This is a genomic window from Pedobacter sp. SG908 (assembly GCF_011759615.1).
GTDB classification, from domain to species: Bacteria; Bacteroidota; Bacteroidia; order Sphingobacteriales; family Sphingobacteriaceae; genus Pedobacter; species Pedobacter riviphilus.
Genome location: NZ_JAAOYY010000001.1, coordinates 1,634,853 through 1,659,067, shown reverse-complemented (window position 1 = coordinate 1,659,067; position 24,215 = coordinate 1,634,853). Strand labels below are relative to the sequence as shown.

Genomic DNA, 24,215 nt, shown 5'->3' with positions numbered 1-24,215 from the left:
CCTCATATCTTATTTTTTAAACGCTCTGATTAAGGTTATGTAACCTTTAAACACTTCATACTGATCGCTTCCTGCTTTTTTAACCCGCAGTAAGTAGTAGTAAGTACCCTCGTTCAAGCCTTCGCCCGTCCAGTTATTCTGGTAGCCTTTGGCATGGAATACTTCATTGCCCCAACGGTTAACAATTTGCAGTTCGTTAACCTGGTATTGGTTAATTCCCAATATTTCGAAGGTATCGTTTATACCATCACCGTTTGGTGTAAACAGGTTAGGTATGGTAAGACCTGCAAAATTAGCCGTTAAGGTTACTGCTGCCACATTGGTATAATAGCCAAAAGCATCTTTTACCCTATAAGTAAAGGTATCATCTCCGGTGTAACCAGGATCTGGCGTATAGGTAATTGTACCATCAAGGTTCACCGTTACTTTACCATGTAGCGGCTGACTTACAATCTCTACGGTTAATTTATCAAGGGTAGAATTTCCAGGATCATCATTTGCCAATACATTAATGATAACTGGTTTATTTGCCACTGTACCAGCCACATCATCAACAGCTTTTGGCGATTTAGGAAATGCGATAACTGTTGGTGTATTGTTGTTTTCGGAAGTCCCTGAAACATCAGTTACATTAACGCCACCAAGCGTTTTGGCATTTACAGTTGCAGTATTGGTTACAGTTCCCAGATCTTTATCAGCCTGTGTTAAGGTATATACTTCAACATCGGTTGTAGTGGCTCCAGGGGCCAGACCACCAGGTACCGTGATTACCTTATTGTTTAAGCCAATTTTGGCATCAGTTAAGGTAATGCTATTTAAAGTATTGGTTCCTGTATTCTTGATTGTAAACGTATAGGTTACCTGATTACCGCTAAATGATGCTGTTTTAACCAAAGTTATAGCACCCATAACCGGAATCTGTGTTACGGTTGGTGTATTGTTGTTTTCGGCTGTACCAGAGATATCGCTAACAGAAACATTTGCTGGTGTTTGGCCAGTAATGGTTGCACTATTGGTTACACTTGCGGCATCTTTATCTGCTTGTGTTAACTGGTAAACATAACTATCGGTTACAGTAGCGCCCGGAGCAAGTGTACCAGGAATTACCTTGTTCAGTCCAAGTTTCGCATCTACCAGCGTAATAATATGCAGGGTTACATTTCCGGTGTTTTTAACACTGAAATTATAAGTAATGCTATTTCCATCGCTACTTAAGGTACCTGTTTTAACCAAAGTGATGGTCGATGCCGGAGCAATTACTGTTACTGTTGCATCATCAACAGCCGATGTATTCGGATCATCAGATTTAGGTTTGTTTAAAGTACCACCATTTGGTGTTTGGGCACTTGCCGAAGCCTGGTTGGTAAACGAACCGGCATTTACCTCGGTTAAGGTAACCGTATGTTTAGCTGTAACCGTTACACTTGCACCCGGCAGTAAACTCGCAATACCAGCTGGTAATATCGATCCTGCATCGGCACCGGCATCTGTAACTGTAATGTTTGTTAGGGTTACATTACCTGTATTGGTTACTACAATGTTGTAATTAATTACATCGCCAGCCTTGCTCACCGAATTGGTGGCTACTTTAGTCAGACTCATCGCTGGTGCTGGTACCAAAGTTACCGTTACGGGAATAGTTACCGTTGTGGTACCACCCTTGCCATCACTTATGGTTACTGTGAAAGTATCGTTACCCACATAACCCGGAGTTGGTGTATAGGTGTAAGTACCATCAGCATTTACCACTACTGTACCATGTGCAGACGGAGTACTTACGGTAAAAGTTAAAACGTCGCCATCTACATCGCTAGCGGTTATTGTTCCGTTGGCTGCTGTATTTTGTGGTGTGGTAATGGCTGGCGAAGATGCAACAGGTGCATCGTTAACCGGGCTTACGGTAACAGGAACAGTTACCGTAGTGGTGCCACCTTTACCATCACTAACGGTTACAGTGAAAGTATCAGGACCGTTATAGTTTGCAACAGGTGTATACGTATAAGTACCATCAACATTCACCACTACTGTTCCGTGTGCTGGAGGTGTAGTTACCGCAAAAGTAAGCGGATCGCCGTCAGCATCGGTCGCTGTAACTTTTCCGTTAACCGGGGTATCCTCAGGGGTAGTAACTGCTGGTGCAGTTGCAACAGGCGCAACATTGGTCGGGTTAACGGTTACATTGATTGTTACCGTTGTAGTTCCACCTTTACCATCACTTACAGTTACGGTAAACACATCAGTACCACTGTAGTTATTGGCTGGTGTATAACTATAAGTTCCATCTGAGTTAACTACCACAGTACCATGCGCAGGAGGTGTAGTTACCGTAAAGGTTAATGGATCTCCATCTATATCACTTGCTGTAATAGTTCCGTTAACCGGGGTATTTTTATTGGTCGTGATGGCTGGAGCAGTTGCAACAGGAGCATCGTTAACCGGACTTACAGTAACAGGAACGGTTACCGTAGTAGTGCCACCTTTACCATCACTAACGGTTACAGTGAAAGTATCAGGACCGTTATAGTCTGCAACAGGTGTATAAGTGTAGGTACCATCAACATTCACCACTACTGTTCCGTGTGCTGGAGGTGTAGTTACGGTAAAAGTAAGCGGATCGCCGTCAGCATCGGTCGCTGTAACTTTTCCGTTAACAGGGGTATCCTCAGGGGTAGTGATGGCAGGTGCACTTGCAACAGGCGCACGGTTATCTCTAATGTTAACCGTTGCTGGTGCCGTATTTGCGGTAATTGATGGATTGCTGGTGGCAGCAGTCATGGTCAGTATCACCGTTTCTGTTCCTTCAGCAATATTATCATCCAGTACAGGTACACTTACCGTTGCAGTGGTCTGCCCGGCCAGGATCGTCACCGTGGTACCGATCGATGTATAATCCAATCCGCTTGTTGCCGCACCTGTTACGTTATAAGTAATCTGCGTATCGGTTGTTGATACATTGCTCAAGGTAAAGGTGAACAGGCCTGGTGTTGAAGGTTCTGCACCATCGTTAGTGGCAGCAACTGTTACCGTTGCAGTGGTATTATCAAGAATATTGATGCTTGCAGGTGTATTGCTCACCGTTACCAATGGATTGCCAGAACTGGTTAAAGTAGCAATAACCGTTTCGGTACCCTCAACAATATTGTCGGTTAATACCGGGATGGTAATCGTTCCGGTGGTCTGACCAGCCGGGATGGTTATGGTTTTGGTTACAATAGTACTATAATCGCTTCCTTCTGTTGCCGTTCCACCTAAAGTATAGGTAATGGTGGTAGGCTGTGATGATGGGTTGCTTAACGTTACCGTAAAGGTTCCGTTAACAGGACCATTTTCATTACCAGGTGTACCAGCTGTGATGCTTGCAATTGAGCTATCGTTATCGGTAATATTAACCGTAGCTGGTGCCGTATTTGCGGTAATTGATGGATTGCTGGTGGCAGCAGTCATGGTCAGTATCACCGTTTCTGTTCCTTCAGCAATGTTATCATCCAGTACAGGCACACTTACCGTTGCAGTGGTCTGCCCGGCCAGGATCGTCACCGTGGTACCGATCGATGTATAATCCAATCCGCTTGTTGCCGTACCTGTTACGCTATAAGTAACCTGTGTATCGGTTGCAGATACATTGCTCAAGGTAAAGGTGAACAGGCCTGGTGTGCTCGGCTCTGCCCCATCGTTAGTGGCCGCAACTGTTACCGTTGCAGTGGTGTTATCAAGAATATTGATGCTTGCAGGTGTATTGCTCACCGTTACCAATGGATTGCCAGAACTGGTTAAAGTAGCAATAACCGTTTCGGTACCCTCAACAATATTGTCGGTTAATACCGGGATGGTAATCGTTCCGGTGGTCTGACCAGCCGGGATGGTTATGGTTTTGGTTACAATAGTACTATAATCGCTTCCTTCTGTTGCCGTTCCACCTAAAGTATAGGTAATGGTGGTAGCTTGTGATGATGGGTTGCTTAACGTTACCGTAAAGGTTCCGTTAACAGGACCGTTTTCGTTACCAGGTGTACCAGCTGTGATGCTTGCAATTGAGCTATCGTTATCGGTAATATTAACCGTAGCTGGTGCCGTATTTGCGGTAATTGATGGATTGCTGGTGGCAGCAGTCATGGTCAGTATCACCGTTTCTGTTCCTTCAGCAATGTTATCATCCAGTACAGGCACACTTACAGTTGCAGTGGTCTGTCCGGCCAGGATCGTCACCGTGGTACCGATCGATGTATAATCCAATCCGCTTGTTGCTGTTCCGCCAACACTATAAGTAATCTGTGTATCGGTTGCAGATACATTGCTTAAGGTAAAGGTGAACAGGCCTGGTGTGCTCGGCTCTGCACCATCGTTAGTGGCAGCAACTGTTACCGTTGCAGTGGTATTATCAAGAATGTTGATGCTTGCAGCTGTATTGCTCACCGTTACCAACGGATTGCCAGAACTGGTTAAAGTAGCAATAACCGTTTCGGTACCCTCAACAATATTATCGGCTAATACCGGGATGGTAATCGTTCCGGTGGTCTGACCAGCCGGGATGGTAATGGTTTTGGTTACAATAGCTGAGTAATCGCTTCCTTCTGTTGCCGTTCCACCTAAAGTATAGGTAATGGTGGTAGCTTGTGATGATGGGTTGCTTAACGTTACCGTAAAGGTTCCGTTAACAGGACCGTTTTCGTTACCCGGTGTACCAGCTGTGATGCTTGCAATCGAGCTATCGTTATCGGTAATATTAACCGTTGCTGGTGCCGTATTTGCGGTAATTGATGGATTGCTGGTTGCAGCAGTCATGGTCAGTATCACCGTTTCTGTTCCTTCAGCAATATTATCATCCAGTACAGGCACACTTACCGTTGCAGTGGTCTGCCCGGCCAGGATCGTCACCGTGGTACCGATCGATGTATAATCTGTACCACTTGTTGCTGTTCCGCCAACACTATAAGTAATCTGCGTATCGGTTGTTGATACATTGCTCAAGGTAAAGGTGAACAGGCCTGGTGTGCTCGGCTCTGCACCATCGTTAGTGGCAGCAACTGTTACCGTGGCCGTGGTATTATCAAGAATATTGATGCTTGCAGGTGTATTGCTCACCGTTACCAATGGACTGTTGGAAGAAACCAGTGTTGCCACTACAGTCTCTGTTCCTTCAACAATATTATCTGCTAATACCGGGATGGTAATCGTTCCGGTGGTCTGACCAGCCGGGATGGTAATGGTTTTGGTTACAATGGCTGAGTAATCGCTTCCTTCTGTTGCCGTTCCACCTAAAGTATAGGTAATGGTGGTAGCTTGTGATGATGGGTTGCTTAACGTTACCGTAAAGGTTCCGTTAACAGGACCGTTTTCGTTACCAGGTGTACCAGCTGTGATGCTTGCAATTGAGCTATCGTTATCGGTAATATTAACCGTAGCTGGTGCCGTATTTGCGGTAATTGATGGATTGCTGGTTGCAGCAGTCATGGTCAGTATCACCGTTTCTGTTCCTTCAGCAATGTTATCATCCAGTACAGGCACACTTACCGTTGCAGTGGTCTGTCCGGCCAGGATCGTCACCGTGGTACCGATCGATGTATAATCTGTACCACTTGTTGCTGTTCCGCCAACACTATAAGTAATCTGTGTATCGGTTGCAGATACATTGCTCAAGGTAAAGGTGAACAGGCCTGGTGTGCTCGGCTCTGCACCATCGTTAGTGGCAGCAACTGTTACCGTGGCCGTGGTGTTATCAAGAATATTGATGCTTGCAGGTGTATTGCTCACCGTTACCAATGGATTGCCAGAACTGGTTAAAGTAGCAATAACCGTTTCGGTACCTTCAACAATATTGTCGGTTAATACCGGGATGGTAATCGTTCCGGTGGTCTGACCAGCCGGGATGGTAATGGTTTTGGTCACAATAGCTGAGTAATCACTTCCTTCGGTAGCCGTTCCACCTAAAGTATAGGTAATGGTGGTAGGCTGTGACGATGGGTTGCTTAACGTTACCGTAAAGGTTCCGTTAACAGGACCGTTTTCATTACCAGGTGTACCAGCTGTGATGCTTGCAATCGAGCTATCGTCATCGGTAATATTAACCGTTGCTGGTGCCGTATTTGCGGTAATTGATGGATTGCTGGTGGCAGCAGTCATGGTCAGTATCACCGTTTCTGTTCCTTCAGAAATGTTATCATCCAGTACAGGTACACTTACCGTTGCAGTGGTCTGCCCGGCCAGGATCGTCACCGTGGTACCGATCGATGTATAATCCAATCCGCTTGTTACCGTACCTGTTACGTTATAAGTAACCTGTGTATCGGTTGCAGATACATTGCTCAAGGTAAAGGTGAACAGGCCTGGTGTGCTCGGCTCTGCACCATCGTTAGTGGTAGCAACTGTTACCGTAGCCGTTGTATTATCAAGAATGTTGATGCTTGCAGGTGTATTGCTCACCGTTACCAACGGATTGCCAGAACTGGTTAAAGTAGCAATAACCGTTTCGGTACCTTCAACAATATTGTCGGCTAATACCGGGATGGTAATCGTTCCGGTGGTCTGACCAGCCGGGATGGTAATGGTTTTGGTTACAATAGCTGAGTAATCGCTTCCTTCTGTTGCCGTTCCACCTAAAGTGTAGGTAATGGTGGTAGGCTGTGATGATGGGTTGCTTAACGTTACCGTAAAGGTTCCGTTAACAGGACCGTTTTCATTACCAGGTGTACCAGCTGTGATGCTTGCAATTGAGCTATCGTTATCGGTAATATTAACCGTAGCTGGTGCCGTATTTGCGGTAATTGATGGATTGCTGGTTGCAGCAGTCATGGTCAGTATCACCGTTTCTGTTCCTTCAGCAATGTTATCATCCAGTACAGGCACACTTACCGTTGCAGTGGTCTGCCCGGCCAGGATCGTCACCGTGGTACCGATCGATGTATAATCCAATCCGCTTGTTGCCGTACCTGTTACGCTATACGTAATCTGCGTATCGGTTGTTGATACATTGCTTAAGGTAAAGGTGAACAGGCCTGGTGTGCTCGGCTCTGCACCATCGTTAGTGGCAGCAACTGTTACCGTTGCAGTGGTGTTATCAAGAATATTGATGCTTGCAGGTGTATTGCTCACCGTTACCAATGGATTGCCAGAACTGGTTAAAGTAGCAATAACCGTTTCGGTACCCTCAACAATATTGTCGGTTAATACCGGGATGGTAATCGTTCCGGTGGTCTGACCAGCCGGGATGGTTATGGTTTTGGTTACAATAGTACTATAATCGCTTCCTTCTGTTGCCGTTCCACCTAAAGTATAGGTAATGGTGGTAGGCTGTGATGATGGATTACTTAACGTTACCGTAAAGGTTCCGTTAACAGGACCGTTTTCATTACCAGGTGTACCAGCTGTGATGCTTGCAATTGAGCTATCGTTATCGGTAATGTTAACCGTAGCTGGTGCCGTATTTGCGGTAATTGATGGATTGCTGGTTGCAGCAGTCATGGTCAGTATCACCGTTTCTGTTCCTTCAGCAATGTTATCATCCAGTACAGGCACACTTACCGTTGCAGTGGTCTGTCCGGCCAGGATCGTCACCGTGGTACCGATCGATGTATAATCCAATCCGCTTGTTGCCGTACCTGTTACGCTATAAGTAATCTGCGTATCGGTTGCAGATACATTGCTTAAGGTAAAGGTGAACAGGCCTGGTGTTGAAGGTTCTGCACCATCGTTAGTGGCAGCAACTGTGACCGTGGCCGTGGTATTATCAAGAATGTTGATGCTTGCAGGTGTATTGCTCACCGTTACCAATGGACTGTTGGAAGAAACCAGTGTTGCCACTACAGTCTCTGTTCCTTCAACAATATTATCTGCTAATACCGGGATGGTAATCGTTCCGGTGGTCTGACCAGCCGGGATGGTTATGGTTTTGGTTACAATAGTACTATAATCGCTTCCTTCTGTTGCCGTTCCACCTAAAGTATAGGTAATGGTGGTAGGCTGTGATGATGGGTTGCTTAACGTTACCGTAAAGGTTCCGTTAACAGGACCATTTTCATTACCAGGTGTACCAGCTGTGATGCTTGCAATCGAGCTATCGTTATCGGTAATATTAACCGAAGCTGGTGCCGTATTTGCGGTAATTGATGGATTGCTGGTGGCAGCAGTCATGGTCAGTATCACCGTTTCTGTTCCTTCAGCAATATTATCATCCAGTACAGGTACACTTACCGTTGCAGTGGTCTGCCCGGCCAGGATCGTCACCGTGGTACCGATCGATGTATAATCCAATCCGCTTGTTGCCGTACCTGTTACGTTATAAGTAATCTGCGTATCGGTTGTTGATACATTGCTCAAGGTAAAGGTGAACAGGCCTGGTGTTGAAGGTTCTGCACCATCGTTAGTGGCAGCAACTGTTACCGTTGCAGTCGTGTTATCAAGAATATTGATGCTTGCAGGTGTATTGCTCACCGTTACCAACGGATTGCCAGAACTGGTTAAAGTAGCAATAACCGTTTCGGTACCCTCAACAATATTGTCGGTTAATACCGGGATGGTAATCGTTCCGGTGGTCTGACCAGCCGGGATGGTAATGGTTTTGGTTACAATAGCTGAGTAATCACTTCCTTCGGTAGCCGTTCCACCTAAAGTATAGGTAATGGTGGTAGGCTGTGATGATGGGTTGCTTAACGTTACCGTAAAGGTTCCGTTAACAGGACCGTTTTCATTACCAGGTGTACCAGCTGTGATGCTTGCAATTGAGCTATCGTTATCGGTAATGTTAACCGTAGCTGGTGTCGTATTTGCGGTAATTGATGGATTGCTGGTGGCAGCAGTCATCGTCAGTATCACCGTTTCTGTTCCTTCAGCAATGTTATCATCCAGTACAGGTACACTTACCGTTGCAGTGGTCTGCCCGGCCAGGATCGTCACCGTGGTACCGATCGATGTATAATCCAATCCGCTTGTTACCGTACCTGTTACGTTATAAGTAACCTGTGTATCGGTTGCAGATACATTGCTCAAGGTAAAGGTGAACAGGCCTGGTGTGCTCGGCTCTGCACCATCGTTAGTGGTAGCAACTGTTACCGTAGCCGTTGTATTATCAAGAATGTTGATACTTGCAGGTGTATTGCTCACCGTTACCAATGGATTGCCAGAACTGGTTAAAGTAGCAATAACCGTTTCGGTACCCTCAACAATATTGTCGGTTAATACCGGGATGGTAATCGTTCCGGTGGTCTGACCAGCCGGGATGGTAATGGTTTTGGTTACAATAGCTGAGTAATCGCTTCCTTCTGTTGCCGTTCCACCTAAAGTATAGGTAATGGTGGTAGGCTGTGATGATGGATTACTTAACGTTACCGTAAAGGTTCCGTTAACAGGACCATTTTCATTACCAGGTGTACCAGCTGTGATGCTTGCAATTGAGCTATCGTTATCGGTAATGGTGGCTGTTCCGGTTGCTGTCGCAATGGTTACCAACCCCGTTACTCCCGAAAGTGTGGCCGTAAAGGTCTCGGTTGTTTCGGCAATGTTATCGTCTATTATTGGAACGGTAAAAGTTTGCGTAGCACCACTTACCGACCCTGTCGGGAAAGTAATGGTTCCACTGGTTGCAGTATAATCGCCCGGTTGAACAGCTGTACCATCGGCAGTCGCAAAATTAACTGTAAAGCTGTTCTGCACCGCTCCTGTTAAGGTTACCGTGAAGGTAGCTAAACCACCGGTTATATCTTCTGCAACTGAAATATTATTGATGGCAACAGAAGCATTATCGTTATCAATAATAGATGTGCTTACACTTGCATTTCCTAAAGATGCCGGACCTGTAATCGATCCGATAGAAACAGTATAATCTTCTGTATTTTCAAGCAGATTATCATCAACAATGGTCACAGGGAAAGTAATGGTACCACTACCTGCACCAACAACCGATCCCGCCGGGAAAGTAATGGTCGAGCTGTTAAAGTTATAATCTGCGGCATTTGTAGTATTCGGTGTTATTCCGGTGACTACAGTTACTGGCGATGCCAGGGTTGTTCCGGCTGTTCCAGTAAGGGTAACGCTATAATTAACTACACCTGCATTTTCGTTAACGGATGTCGGTCCTGATAATACCACTGTTGGATAGATACTCACATTAACCGTAATCGGATCACTTACTACTCCATCAGCTGTTGTTAAGGTATAGGTATAACTATCCGTTCCGGTATAACCTGCATTTGGGGTATAGGTAACTTTTCCTGTTGCATCAACAGTGGTTGTACCGTGTGCACCATTTCCTGCTAATACAGTTGTATTGCTAGCGGTTGCCCCATCATTGGTTTTAACATCGGTAGTTACAGGGGTATTAACCAAAGTATTTACGTTATCAGTTAAACCTACAGGTTTAATAGAAATGATAAAAGTTTGTGCTGCACTTTGGTCTACACCTCCATTTGCTGTACCTCCATTATCATTTAATACTACAGTTACAGTAACCTTGCCTGCAAAGTTTCCTGAAGGTGTATAAGTTAGCTTTCCTGAGGCATCGATAGCAGGTTGTACTGTAAACGATGTGTTGCTGTTATTACTCACCACAAAGTTTACCGTTTGGCTTGCAACTTCATCAGCAGGACCAGCCACAATAGCTGTAGCCCAGTTGTTTACTGTTTGTGCACCAGCGTTCGCATTTACGAGCTGATCTGCGCCTTTAACAAATGAAGGCGCATCGTTTATTGGATTTACCGTTATGGTTAAAGTGCTATTTACCGCAGCTCCATTACCGTCACTTACGGTATAGGTAATAGCCGGAACTGTACCATTATAATTGGCTACAGGTACAAATACGTAACTTCCATCTGCATTAAGCGTAATGGTACCCACACCCGTAATCAGGTTTGAAGAACCCGGAGTATAATCAACACCTGCAATACTGTATTTAGTTATGGTTAAGGTATTATTGTCGATATCGCTGTCATTGCTCAATACACCATTTGCAGCATTAACGGTTAATGTTACATCCTCGTTGGTTGATTTGGTATCGGCAACTAAAACCGGATCGCTATTTACAATAGTTATTCCGGCAGATGCTTTATTGTTATTGGTAACAGGATCATTTTGCGCCCCAGAAATAGTGGCGGTTGTGTTATAATCGGTTCCTAATTTTACCGTTGCAGTAATGGTTAGCACGCTATTTGCACCACTGTTTAAGTTACCAACAGTCCATACACCTGTAGATTGATTATAGGTTCCTTGTGTTGCCGAAGCAGATACGAACTGATATCCAACTGGCAATAAATCTGCAACGCTAACTCCTGTTGCATCACTTGGACCATTATTACCTGCAGTGATGGTAAATACCGCATTTTGGCCAACTTTTAAGAAAGCATTAGCAACAGTGTTGGTAACATAGAGGTCGGTACTGGTTTGGATTGTGGTTGTTACTGTTGCCGATGTCGCAGCAGTGGTTCCTGCTTCAACAGGTGTAGCTACAGCCGCATTGGTTAAACTTCCTGCTGCACCAGAAGGGATAACACCTTTTATAGAAATGCTTACCGTATTGCCTGATCCGGCAGGTATATTGGCCGTTAATGAAACCGAATTACCTGTCCCTGTACTTCCAGAAGATACAGTTGCAGCTCCGGCAACACTTGTCGTCCAGCTTACATTTTGGATTCCTGATGGAACAGCATCTGTAATTACTGATGCCAGGGCATCGCTGGTGCTGGTATTTCGTACCGTAATAATATATTCTATTGCCGTACCTGCGTTTGCAGTAGCTGGTCCGGTTTTAATAATTTCGAGTACTGGTACCCTACTAACTACTGTATTTGCAGTAGCGGACGACGACGCAGCTCCAGCCTCTGAAGGTGTAGCTGTTGCTGTATTTGCCAATGTACCGGTATAATTTGCCGGAACTTTTCCAGTTACCGAAATGGTAAAACCATTGCCATTACCTGCATTAATATCGCCCGTTACAGAAACGGTGTTTCCGGTAACACTGCTATTGGCAATAGTAGCATTTCCCGTACTGCTTACTGTAATTGCAACATTTGTAATCGCAGCTGGTACAACATCGGTTACACTTAAATTTACAGCATTACCTGTTCCTTCGTTGCTTACATTAATCAGGTAATTAATGTTATTGCCAGCTGTTAAGGTTGCAGGGCCAACTTTACTAATTTTTAATATTGGTTTTCTACTTACTGTGGTTACCACTGCAGCAGAAGTAACCGGTGTACTTCCAGCTTCCGATGGCGTAATTGTAGCAGAATTCGAAATCGTACCTGAGAATGAACTGGCTATTGTTCCTTTAACATTGATGATGATCACATCATTTGTACCTGCAGGTATGTTGGCATTTACACTGATTGAACTGGTATTTCCTGAATTCCCTGAGTTGATGATTGCATTACCCTGAGCCGTAGCTGTCCATTGAACATTGGTTAAGTTGTTCGAAAGCACATCTGTAATTACCGCATTTAAGGCAGTACTTGGGCCGTTATTCCGAACTCGGATCTGGTAATTAATTTCCTCCCCAGCTAAAGCTGTAGTTGGACCGCTTTTGGTTATTACCGGACTAACCATAGCCGAAACCGTAGTTGCAGCACTGGCTGTTTTAGCCGCAACACCAGGTTCTGATGGAGTTGCTGAAGCGTTATTTACAATGGTGCCAACATAAGTTGGATTAATGGTACCGGTTATAACGATGTTGATTACACCATTCACCGGAACATCTACAGCGGTAGACACATTATTTGTTGTGCCAGAAGCCGTTCCATTAACCACAGCTCCATTGCTAGCCGTAGCTGTCCATTGTACATTGCTAATATCAGCAGGAACCACGTCGGCAATAGTAGTATTTACTGCATCAGATGGCCCTGTATTGGTTAATTTTAAAGTGTACGTAATCTGCTGTCCGCTAGATGCTGTACCAGGTGCTGATTTAGAAAGCGCTAATCCAGGTGTTTTCTGTAACACCGTAGTTACTGGTGTAGAAACCACAGGTGGGTTACCTGGTTCTGCAGGAGTTGCTGTAGCACTATTTACAATGTTTGCAGTTGCATTAGAGGCCACAACACCATTTACGGTAATCAATATTTTTGAATTACCACCTGCTAGAATATTTCCTGTAACAGATAGCGTATTTCCGCTTCCGGTAGCCCCTGCACTCACAGTTGCACCATTGGTAGCTGTTGTACTCCAGGTTACATTTTGTATCGCTGCAGGAATTGCATCGGTAATTACTGTTCCGCTTGCACTACTTGGGCCAGCATTGGTTACTTCTATGGTATAGCTTATTGGTAAACCAGCACTTAAAGTTGCTGGACCTGATTTAATGACACTTAAATTGGTTTGTTTAGCCACTACTGTGGTAACCGTTGGCGAATTTACAGGAGTTCCACCTGCACCAATTTTTGCCGATGCGGTATTTAATATATTTCCGGCAAAAGCAGGATTTATGGTTCCAACAACATTGATGGTAATAGAGTTGCCAGAAGCAAAAGGAATATTTCCAACTACCGCTACATTATTTCCGCTACCACTTGCACCTGAGGTAATGGAAGTTGTACCATTTGCTACAGCTGTCCAGCTTACATTGGTAATATCTGCTGGTATTATATCAGCAATATTTACTGCTACTGCATCACTTGGTCCGTTATTACTAACTGTAAGGGTATAATTAATCTGCGTTCCAGAAGCGGCAGTGCTAGGGCCACTTTTCTGTACCACTAAACTAGGTGAATTTACCACAGTTGTATTTACTGTTGATGAATTGTTTGTGGTATTAAAATCTGCTATTTCTGTCGGTAAAGTTACCGTTGCCGTATTGGTTAAGGTTGATGCGGCGGTGCTCGATGGTACTTTTCCACTCACCAAAATGGTAACAAAATTTGTACTTCCTGCGTTGATATTCGCACCAACAGAAATATTATTTCCATTACCTGTTGTGGGGCCGGTTATAGCTGCAGTTCCACTGGCAGTTGCCGACCAGCTTACATTGGTAATGCCTGTTGGTACCACATCTGCAATAGTTAATCCGCTAACATCAACAGGACCATTATTAACTACATTAATAGCATAGCTGATATTTTCTCCAGCAGATATGGTTTGAGGACCAGTTTTGCTAATTGCAATATCTGTTGATTTATTTATGCTTGTGGTAACAGAACTTTGTTTAACATCACTAGCGGTTACTTCAACGGTATTGGTAAACACCGCTCTTGCGGTTTGTTTAATAATACCATTCACCGTAACAGTAATCGTTCCTGTTCCAGAATTAATATTTCCTTTAGTTGATATCGAATTTGTTGACCCTGAAGTTGTTCCTGTAACTGAAGCACCTGCGGTAGCCACTGCAGTCCAGCTGTTTACCTGCACATCTACTGGTACATTATCAATAATAAAGGCATCGGTAATATTTCGGGCACCGGTATTATTCACCACAATAGTATAGGTTATCGGGTCTCCTATATTCGCATTCGCCGGACCCGATTTTGAAACCCTGAATACCGGATCGTTATCTACAATTGTTACTTTTGTTGAAGTATTATCAGAAAGATCCGGATCAGTAATACCAGTGCTTACGGTAGCTGTTGCTGTATTTGAAATGGTTTGCCCTTGCGTTAATGCTGGGTCTACTTTTCCGGTAATATTGACCAGAATAAGCCCGGTTGTTGGCGGAATTGTTGCATCGAAGCTTATATTTCTTGAAGTTTGGTTTCCACTTATCGTTGATGTTGCCCCCCCTGAGGCCACCACGTTCCAACTTATACCACTTACAATTTCAGTCGGAATATTATCGAGTATTGCGGTTGTAGTAGCTGTACTTGGTCCGTCGTTTACAATACGCAAAGTATAAGAAATTACTTCTCCTGCCCCAACATTTGCCGGACCAGATTTTGTAATACGCACATTTGCTTTTCTCGAAGTAGTGGTTGTAACGGTACTGCTTGCTGGTGTTAAATCGGTTACACCTGCAGGAGGAGTTGCCGTTGCAGTATTCGAAATGCTGGCGGTTAATGTTGGCGAAATCCTGCCTGTAACCGTAATGATAATTTTATCAGCTGCATTTGCTGCAAGATTACCTGTAATATCGATATTTCCTGAGCCACTACTTACACTAGCTGTTGCCGTACCTTGTGTAGTAACCGTCCAGGTTGGTGTTAAAAGGTTTGCATCAAAAGTATCTACAATTCTTGCGGCAGTAACGTCGCTTGGTCCAGCATTGGTTACTGTGATGGTATAACTTACCTGCTCTCCCGCAATTGCTGCTGTTGGTCCGGTTTTTTCTATTCTTAAGTCAGCCTGTTTTGTAACAGCAGAAGTAACGGTATTCGAAGTTACAACCGGATTACCAGCCTCTGATGGTGTTACAGTTGCCGAATTTGATAAAGAGCTACCTGCAAATGCAGTATTTACTTTACCTGTAATGGTTACATTAATAGCATTTGCTGCCCCAGCAGGTATATCACCCGTAATACTTATGTTGTTTCCTGCTCCCGATGCGCCTAAAGTAATACTTGCCGAACCTGTAACAGCTGTAGACCAGCTTACATTAGTTATGCCACTTGGAATATTGTCTGCGATTACGGCAGCAACCGCATTACTTGGACCTGCATTCTTGATGCTTAACGTATAGGTTATATTTTCACCAGCGTTAACAGATGAAGGTCCTGCTTTAACGATAGTGATTGTACTTTTATTAGAAATAGCTGTGTTTACCGCATTTGAGTTAACAGGAGATATACCTGCTTCAGTTGGTGTGGCCACCGCCTGATTCGTAATAGTTACGTTACTTTGAGCAGCAGAAATAGTTCCTGTTGCCGTTATTGTTACTTTATTTGCAGTACCTACCTTTAAGTTGCTGGTTAAACTTACATTTCCGGTACCCGACGCTGCACTCACGGTAGATGTTCCCGCAGCCACCACTGTCCAGGTTACACCTGTTAATTGTGTTGGTATGGCATCAGTAATACTTAAGTTGCTGGCATTTGAAGGTCCGTTATTAACCGCTTCAATAATATAAGTAACCGTTTCGCCAGCTTTAGCCGTTGCCGGTCCGGTTTTAGTTAAGCTGATTGATGGTAATTTACCTACCGAAGTGGTTACCGTATTAGACGTTTTAGCTGTAGCACCACTCTCTGCAGGTGTAACTGTAGCGCTATTTGCAATACTTGTTGCCGCAGTACCCGCATCTACAGTTCCGGTTACGGTGATTACAATTTTATTTGCTGCTCCTGCAGGGATATCACCTGTTACACTAACCGCATTTGTACTTCCAGTGGCACCTGCTGTAACAACAGCAGTTCCGGTTACGGAAGTTGTCCATGATGGGTTTAAAATACTTGCCGGAATGGCATCAGTAATTACCGATGCATTTGCATTGGCCGTACCTTGGTTGGTAACCGTAATGGTATAACTGATCTGTTCTCCGGCATTGATAGATGACGGTCCTGTTTTCTGTATAGCTAAAACTGGTATTTTACTAACATTAGTGTTAACGGTTGATGTTGCAGGCGTTGTTCCACTTTCTGATGGAGTTGCAGTTGCCGTATTCGCTAAACTACCATTTAATGCCGCACTTACCTTACCTGTAATGGTCACGGTAATGTGGTTTGCATTTCCGGCAGGTAGGTTACCCGTAATTGCTACGGTATTTCCGGTTCCGCTTGCGCCTGTTAATACCTGCGCAGTACCTGAGGCAGTAGCCGTCCAGCTTACATTACTAATCTGGTTAGAAACCACGTCGGCTATGCTTAAATTTTGCGCATCGGCTGTACTGGTATTAAATACATCAAGCGTGTAAGTAATGTTCTCTCCTGCTATTAAAGCCGTAGGACCATTTTTAGTAATTGCTACTGTTGGTGTTCTATTAACCGTTGTATTGGTTGTTGATGACGGAGAAGGACTTCCAGCTTCAGTGGCAGTTACCGTTGCGGTATTACTTAAGGTACCGTTAAATGCCGGATTTATTTTTCCAGTAACAGTTACGATTACTTTATTTGTTGCACCTGCCGGGATGGTTAGCCCTGTTTGCAAGTTATTGCCACTGCCTGTTGCGCCAGCGTTGATTACTGCAGCACCTTGAACGGTTGATGTCCATGTCGGGTTTAAAACCTGAGCAGAAATGGCATCATTTAACGTTGCATTAATGGCATCACTTGGTCCGTTATTTCCTATTTCTATGGTATAGCTAATGTTTGCGCCAGAAATGATAGTGGAAGGCGCACTCTTCAATACCGTTAAACCCGATTGAGTTGTTAACGAAGTGTTAACCGGGCTCGAGGTAATTGGAGATACACCGCTTTCTGCTGGAGTAACTGTTGCGGTATTGGTAATACTACCCGACGCATTGCTTGCGATTTTTCCAGATACAGTAATCTGAACCGTACTGTTTGCCTGGAAACTTCCGGTTAAACTCAGGTTGTTACCCGTACCCGTTGCCCCGGCAGATATTGTTGCCGTCCCCCCCGTTACAGCGCTTGTCCAACTGGTATTCGTTATCGATGCCGGTATCGCATCTGTAATTACTGTATTTAAGCTATTTGATGGTCCTGTGTTTTTTACGGTTATCGAATAAACAATATTATTACCGGCAATGGCAGTACTTGGGCCACTCTTTGTAATGGTAAATACCGGGTTTCTACTTACTGCAGTTATGGCCTGTGCATTTACAGGTGTACTTCCACTTTCCTGTGGTGTTGCCGTAGCAGTATTGGTAATGGTTCCTTCAAAATCTGGTTTGATGGTACCGGTAACATTAATGATGATTTTATTGGCTGCCCCTGCCGTAATATTACCGGTAAGGCTAATATTATTCCCAGTACCAGTTGCACCTGCAGTTACAGCAGCTGTACCCAATACCTGGCTTGTATAGGTCACATTCGTTAAAGAAGCAGGAACAACATCGGTCAATTGTACACCTGTTGCATTACTTGGGCCATTGTTTGCAAGCTGAATCTGGTAGGTAAGTGTATTTCCTGCAGTTGCTGATGATACCGCAGTTTTTGAAATCGTTACACCTGATGTACTGGTAATGTTCGAATTTACACTTGAGGTACTTCCCGTTCCCTGTGGTTCTGCCGGAGTTACGGTTGCAGTATTGGTGATGCTACCTGTTGCTCCTGGATTTACCGTACCTTGTATGGTTACATTTATAGCATTCGCACTTCCTGCCGGGATATTAACTTTTAAATTAACGGTATTTCCACTACCCGATGCCCCTGTGGTAACAGCAGCTGTACCTTCAGCGGTACTGGTCCAGGTTACGCCTTGTATGGCTGCAGGTACGGCATCAGTAATGTCGGCATTTACAGCATTGCTGCTTCCATTGTTTACAATCCTTAAAGTATAAGTTACTGCCGAACCAGCTGTTAAACCTGAAGATCCTGTTTTGGTAATGGCAAGTACTGGTTTAGCATTTATAGTAGTATTGTTCGTAGCGGTGTTATTTGTAGTATTTGGATCGCTTATACCCGTTGGAGGAGTTAAAGTTACCGTATTGCTTAAACTTCCTGTTGCAGCAGCAGCTACTGTTCCGGCTATGGTTAAAGTTGCCGATTGTCCGTTGCTTAAAGTTAAGCCTGTCCAGTTTCCATTTGTACTGGTATAAGTCCCTGATGAAGTATTGTAACCCGTTGCGGTAAAACCAGCAGGTAAAACATCTACTACTTTAACAATATCGCTGTTTAATAACTGGCTGGTTCCGTTATTGGTAAGCGTAATGGTGTAGGTTAAGGCTTCGCCTGCAATTACCGGATTTGGTGTAGCGGTTTTTGCAATAGCAAAATCTATTGAACGGTTTATTGTTGTTGCATCTGTTGCAGTATTATTACCAGTATTAGTATCGGTTGTGCCTGATGGCGCAGTAACTGTAGCGGAGTTATTTAAGGTTCCGCTTGCATTGGCTGCAACGGTTCCGGCAATGGTTAATGTAGTAGATTGACCGTTGCTTAAGGTTAAGCCTGTCCAATTTCCGTTAGTTTGGTCGTAAGTACCTGCAGCAGCAGTAAAAGTTGTTGCAGTAAATCCTGCCGGAAGGTTATCTACCACGTTTACAACATCAGTTGAGAGTAGCGCACTGCTTCCGTTATTGGTTAAGGTAATGGTATAGGTTAATGCTCCACCAGCTACAACTGGTTTGGGTGATGCAGTTTTTGCAAGCACTAAATCAACCTGTCTGTTAATAGTGGTATTATCTGTCTGGCTGTTATTGGTCAAATTCGGATCAACCGTGCCAGTTGGAGCAGTTACACTCGCAGTATTGCTAATGGTACCAGTTGCTGTTGCAGCAAGTGTACCCGCAATTGTTAAGGTTGCATTTTGTCCGGTTGCTAAAGTTAAGCCAGTCCAATTGCCGTTTGCACTGGTAAAAGTACCTGTTGATGCTGTAAACGTAGTTGCAGTAAATCCGGCTGGAAGATTGTCGGTAATCTTTACTACATCCGTCGATCTTAAAGTACTCGGACCGTTATTGGTTAAAGTGATGGTATAAGTTAAAGCATTACCTGCAACAGCTGGTTTCGGTGATGCAGTTTTAGTTAAGGATAAATCAATTGAAGGGACCGGAACAATATTGGTAATAGATGTCGAATTATTTGCAGGTGTTGGGTCTGTTTCTGTACCTGTAATATTCACATCGTTACCATAGTTGGCCGCTGTGGCATTGGCGTTAACCGTAGCAACAATACTTAATGTTTGCGAAGATGCGCTATTTAACGCACCAACAGTCCAAACACCTGTAGCCGAATTATAGGTTCCGGTTCCTGGCGTTGCACTTACGAAGGTATAGCCTGATTTTAATAGATCATTCACCTGTACGCCTGTTGCATTACTTGGCCCGTTATTGGTTGCGGTAATAGTAAAAGTTACATTTTCGCCAACCGTAGGGTTTGTTTTATTTACTGTTTTTGCAATTTGTAAATCGGTACTTTCAGTATATGTAATTACAACATCATCGGCAGAAGATGCACAAGGAGAGCTTGTAATTGTCCAACGTAAGGTAGCAGAGGTATTTTTTGCAACTGTTACGGTAGTATTGCGGTTTGTTGGTGTAGTAATTGCGGCCGATCCGTTAACAACTGTCCAAACACCGGTACCCGAAGTTGGCGCATTTCCTTGTAAAGTAAATGTTCCTGAATTGTATTGTGTTTGATCGGCACCTGCATTAGCCGTTGTTGGCAATGCACTAACGGTTATGGTTACAGGAGACGATGGCGCTGACGAACATGCCGTTGCAGCAGTTGAAACAGTTGTTCTTCTGTATAAAGTAGTGGTGGTTAAAACAGGGGGCTGAAAAGTTGCAGCATTTGCACCTGAAATAGCGGACCATGTTGTTCCGTTTGTAGAGTTTTCCCAAATATAACTAATGGTACCCGAACCTGTTCCATTGGCTACTGAGGTTAAAAGCGCTGGTTGTGTATTTGTACAAATCGTCTGATTGCTGCCGATAGATCCAGCGGTAACAACACCCTGAACAGTTACTGTAAAAGTAAATGTATTACCCGAACATCCATTGGCAATTGGTGTTACCGTAAAGGTAACCACCTGTGCCAAACCCGTTGTATTAGTTAAAGTTCCGGTAACGCTTGTACCCGAACCGCTACTTACAATTCCTGTTACATTAGTATTATTGTCTCTTACCCAGGTATAACTTGTTGCCCCGCTAAAATTAACGGTAGTTATAGCTGCACCGCTACAAATATTCTGACTGGTTGGTGTTGCCGATCCGGTTGGCAATGCGTTTACCGTAACCGTAACAGCAGGCGTTATGGCTTCGGCACAAGCACCACTTTTAACCTTAACCCTATAGTAAGTGGTAGCAGTTAAAGCGCCTGGTGTTATCGAAGTTAAATTTTCAGTCCCTGCAATATCAGTCCATGTACTGTTATTTGGAGAAGATTGCCAAATAACAACATTACCGGTTTGACCAGATAGTGTTATTGCTGCTGGGGCTGTATTGTAGCAAATGGTTTGGTTGGAACTGGCAGTCCCGGCAACAGTTGCTGGGCTTTGTTCAAGCACAATGGTACCACTAACAGTACCGCTACAGCCTGTATTATCGGTTACAGAAACCAAAGTATAAGTTCCTGCAGTTGTTGAAGATATAATATAAGGACTTGCTGTTATCCCGGTTACATTCACTATTAAACCATCAGGTTTTCTATAGCTAATACTCCAGTTAGGCGTTCCTGTTAGCGCAACCTGAAGATTGGGTGTTGGCGAAGAAGAACAAACCGTACCACTGGCATTACCAACTATACTTAAGGTACCAGTAGGTAGTACACTATTATTGGTTAATACCAAATCTGAAGTACTGCTACAGGTACCATTGGTAATGGTCCAACGGGCAGTTACAGGCGAGCCATTTCTTACCCCCACCACAGTTGCATTTGCCTGATTAGGGTTATTAAGTGTGGCAAAGCCACCTGGATTCGAAGTAAGACTCCATTGCCCGGTGCCTACTGTCGGGGTATTCCCCCTAATAAAAAATGTACCGTCGTTACATGCCGTACCACCAGAAGTAATTGATGATGTGGCCGTAGTAGGATTTGCATAAAGTAAAACAGTCGAATTACTTCCCCCACTTACCGATGCCGTATTAGACCAATTGCCAGAAGGTTGTACTGTTGTTGCCGTTGCGGTAATAGTAAAAGAGACCGTTTGTCCCGTTGTAAGGCCAGTACCTGAATTGTAGTTAAAGGTATAAGTTGTACCAGCATTCGAAATAGTCCAGGGAGCAGTTGTTCCCGTTGAACTTACAAATGTCATTCCGGTCGGAATTACATCTGTTACAGAAAATGTATTTAAGGTTGTAGTACCTTCATTTTTAACTGTAATGGTATAAGTAGCATTGCTACCGGTAGCAATACAGGTTGGACTAACCGTTTTTACGATTGATATATTGGGTTTGGTTAACAGTAAATCTTCATCTGGTAAAGCAGGGTTATAATTACTTCCACCAACAGTTCCACCAGTTTCATAAGTGGTGTTTGTACCTGCTATAGCAAAGGATGCAGGAGAAATTAACCTGGTAGGGTTTGCAGCAGTACGTGTCGGATCAAGATAAGTTACCTGGGCCGGATTGCTATACGTACCAGGAGCCGTTGCAGCTGGGATAGTAACCGTCAGTTGAATAGTTGCCGACGTCCCAGCAGGAATATTAAAATTCCCCAATACCGGTGAAGTGGCTGTTCCACTATTGGTTACTGTAACTACGGTTGATGGACTGGTAGAATAAACAATCGTAGCTGATAAAAATGTTAAACCTGCAGGCAGTTGGTCATTTATCCTAACGCCTTCTGCACCACCACCCGTATTATTAATATTGATCGTATAAACCGTGGTAGAACCAGCGGGTACTGAAACTGTTGGATTAGCTCTGGATTTAGTGATAACTAAATTTGGTAAACAGGTTGAGCTTACCCCCTGAAGCTCAGGAGGTAAATCATTAAAAGTGAACTGATTTACTACTCCCGGAGTCGAACCATCTGTGGCACCATAAGGAATATTAGTATTGGCATTTCCCGCTACTGTAACTCCATCATTTGTTCTTCCACTTAAACCACCTGCAGTGCTAGTAGTTACGGTAGCATTAGGAATCTTATAGTGAATTACACCACCGCCACCACCACCACCAGGACCATGTGCAGTTGTAGTAAAAGAATTTCCTCCGTTACCACCTTTTGCTTGTATGGTTAAGGTAGCTGTTGGGCTTGGGTTGGCTACATTAATAAATATTGTTCCACCTGCGCCACCACCGCCGGCACCATCTGCAGCACTACCTAAACCACCTGCTTCACCCCTGCCTCCGTTGGCCAGGATAGTTCCTGTTCCGTCTATTTTATTGGCTGTGATGAGGATAATACCACCACCAACACCACCTCTTACTCCGTTTGTTGCATTATTGGCATCTCCGGCACCTCCACCTCCACCCAAAAATAATCTATTTAGTGCGTATGGCACTGTAGAGCCTTGTCTACCGCCAGTAACCGTATTGTCTCCATCTCCACTATTCCAGCCATATCCACCTAATCCACCAGCAGAGCCGTTACCACCTCCGCCACCACCAGCATTGTGCACGTTACCGCCTCCACCAGCGTTACCTGGTGCACCGCGACCATAATCGCCATCCGGATAACCCTGCACACCATTATCTACCTGGTTGTAACCATCCCACATAAAACGTGGCGTACCAACTATTCCTTCTCCTTTAGTACTTGCCAAAACAGAATTCGTGGTAACATATAAACTTTGCTGTGTATTTGCAATGGTTCTGGGCAGCAAATAGCCCCCGCGGAAACCAGTTGTACTTGCATCAATTACACGACCGTTCATCGTTAAAGTTCCGGCAACATCAATAGCAATTAAACCACCAGCTTTACCATTCCATGGAACGGTTTTGATATCGGTGGTCATCGTCAGATTAGAATATTGCATTAAACGCACGATCTGGAAACGTCTTTGCCCCTTTGTAGCAGTTGCATCCGAATTCACATAACTATTTACCAATCCACCGCCCGTTCCCGATGCTTTAAATTGCAATGTTCCCCCTGCAGTGGTTACATCATTAAGTGCAACTACATACTCATAACGGCCAGCCGTTACTGTTCCCGTATAACCAGAACCATTATTGGCAGCTATGCCTGATCCATATGATGAAGTATTGGTTGTATTGGCATCAGCACCCTGCATCTGAATGATTAACAACAAATTACCTTTGGTTATTTGTGTGTTACCAAAAGAAAATACAGTGCTACCTACCTGAAATGAAGCCGGTACTGGATCCAACTCTAAAGAAGTACTTCCAGAGTTCAAAGTAATATTTCCAGATTTGGAAGGATAAAATGTATTTGCAGCGGTACTTAAATTTGCTGCACCATCTGCACCAGGTGTAGCGCATATAGGCGTTTGTGCATTTGAAACAGATACACAAAAAAGCAAGACAGAAATAGCGAAAAATGCTCGGTTAATGGAGCGAAATTGTGCTCTTAAATTAGTTTTCTTACCAAAAAAAATACGCAAATAGCGAGACGGAGAGTGTAATTTTTTATTCATAGGCTGAGACGACATGCGCTTGTATCATTAGGGGGAATGATACCTTTTTATAATGCTGTTTTATTTCAAAAAAGTATTTACGTAATCTTAAAACCCATGGTTTCAAAAACAGAAAATTTTACGAGCATTATTTTTAGCAGCGCACTTTATTATTTTATTTATATGCGCAAAGATATATTATTAACGGTCACTTTTTTCACGTTAGGTGCAAAATA

General features: G+C 44.0%; 1 protein-coding gene. It reads right to left on the bottom strand.

Annotation, left to right across the window (positions count from 1 at the left end; translation table 11 throughout):
* Positions 1-9: 9 nt before the first annotated feature.
* Positions 10-24,000: a Calx-beta domain-containing protein gene (locus FHT21_RS06710; RefSeq protein WP_167293955.1), complete on the bottom strand. Its 23,991-nt coding sequence runs from the start codon at positions 23,998-24,000 to the stop codon at positions 10-12.
* Positions 24,001-24,215 lie beyond the last annotated feature (215 nt).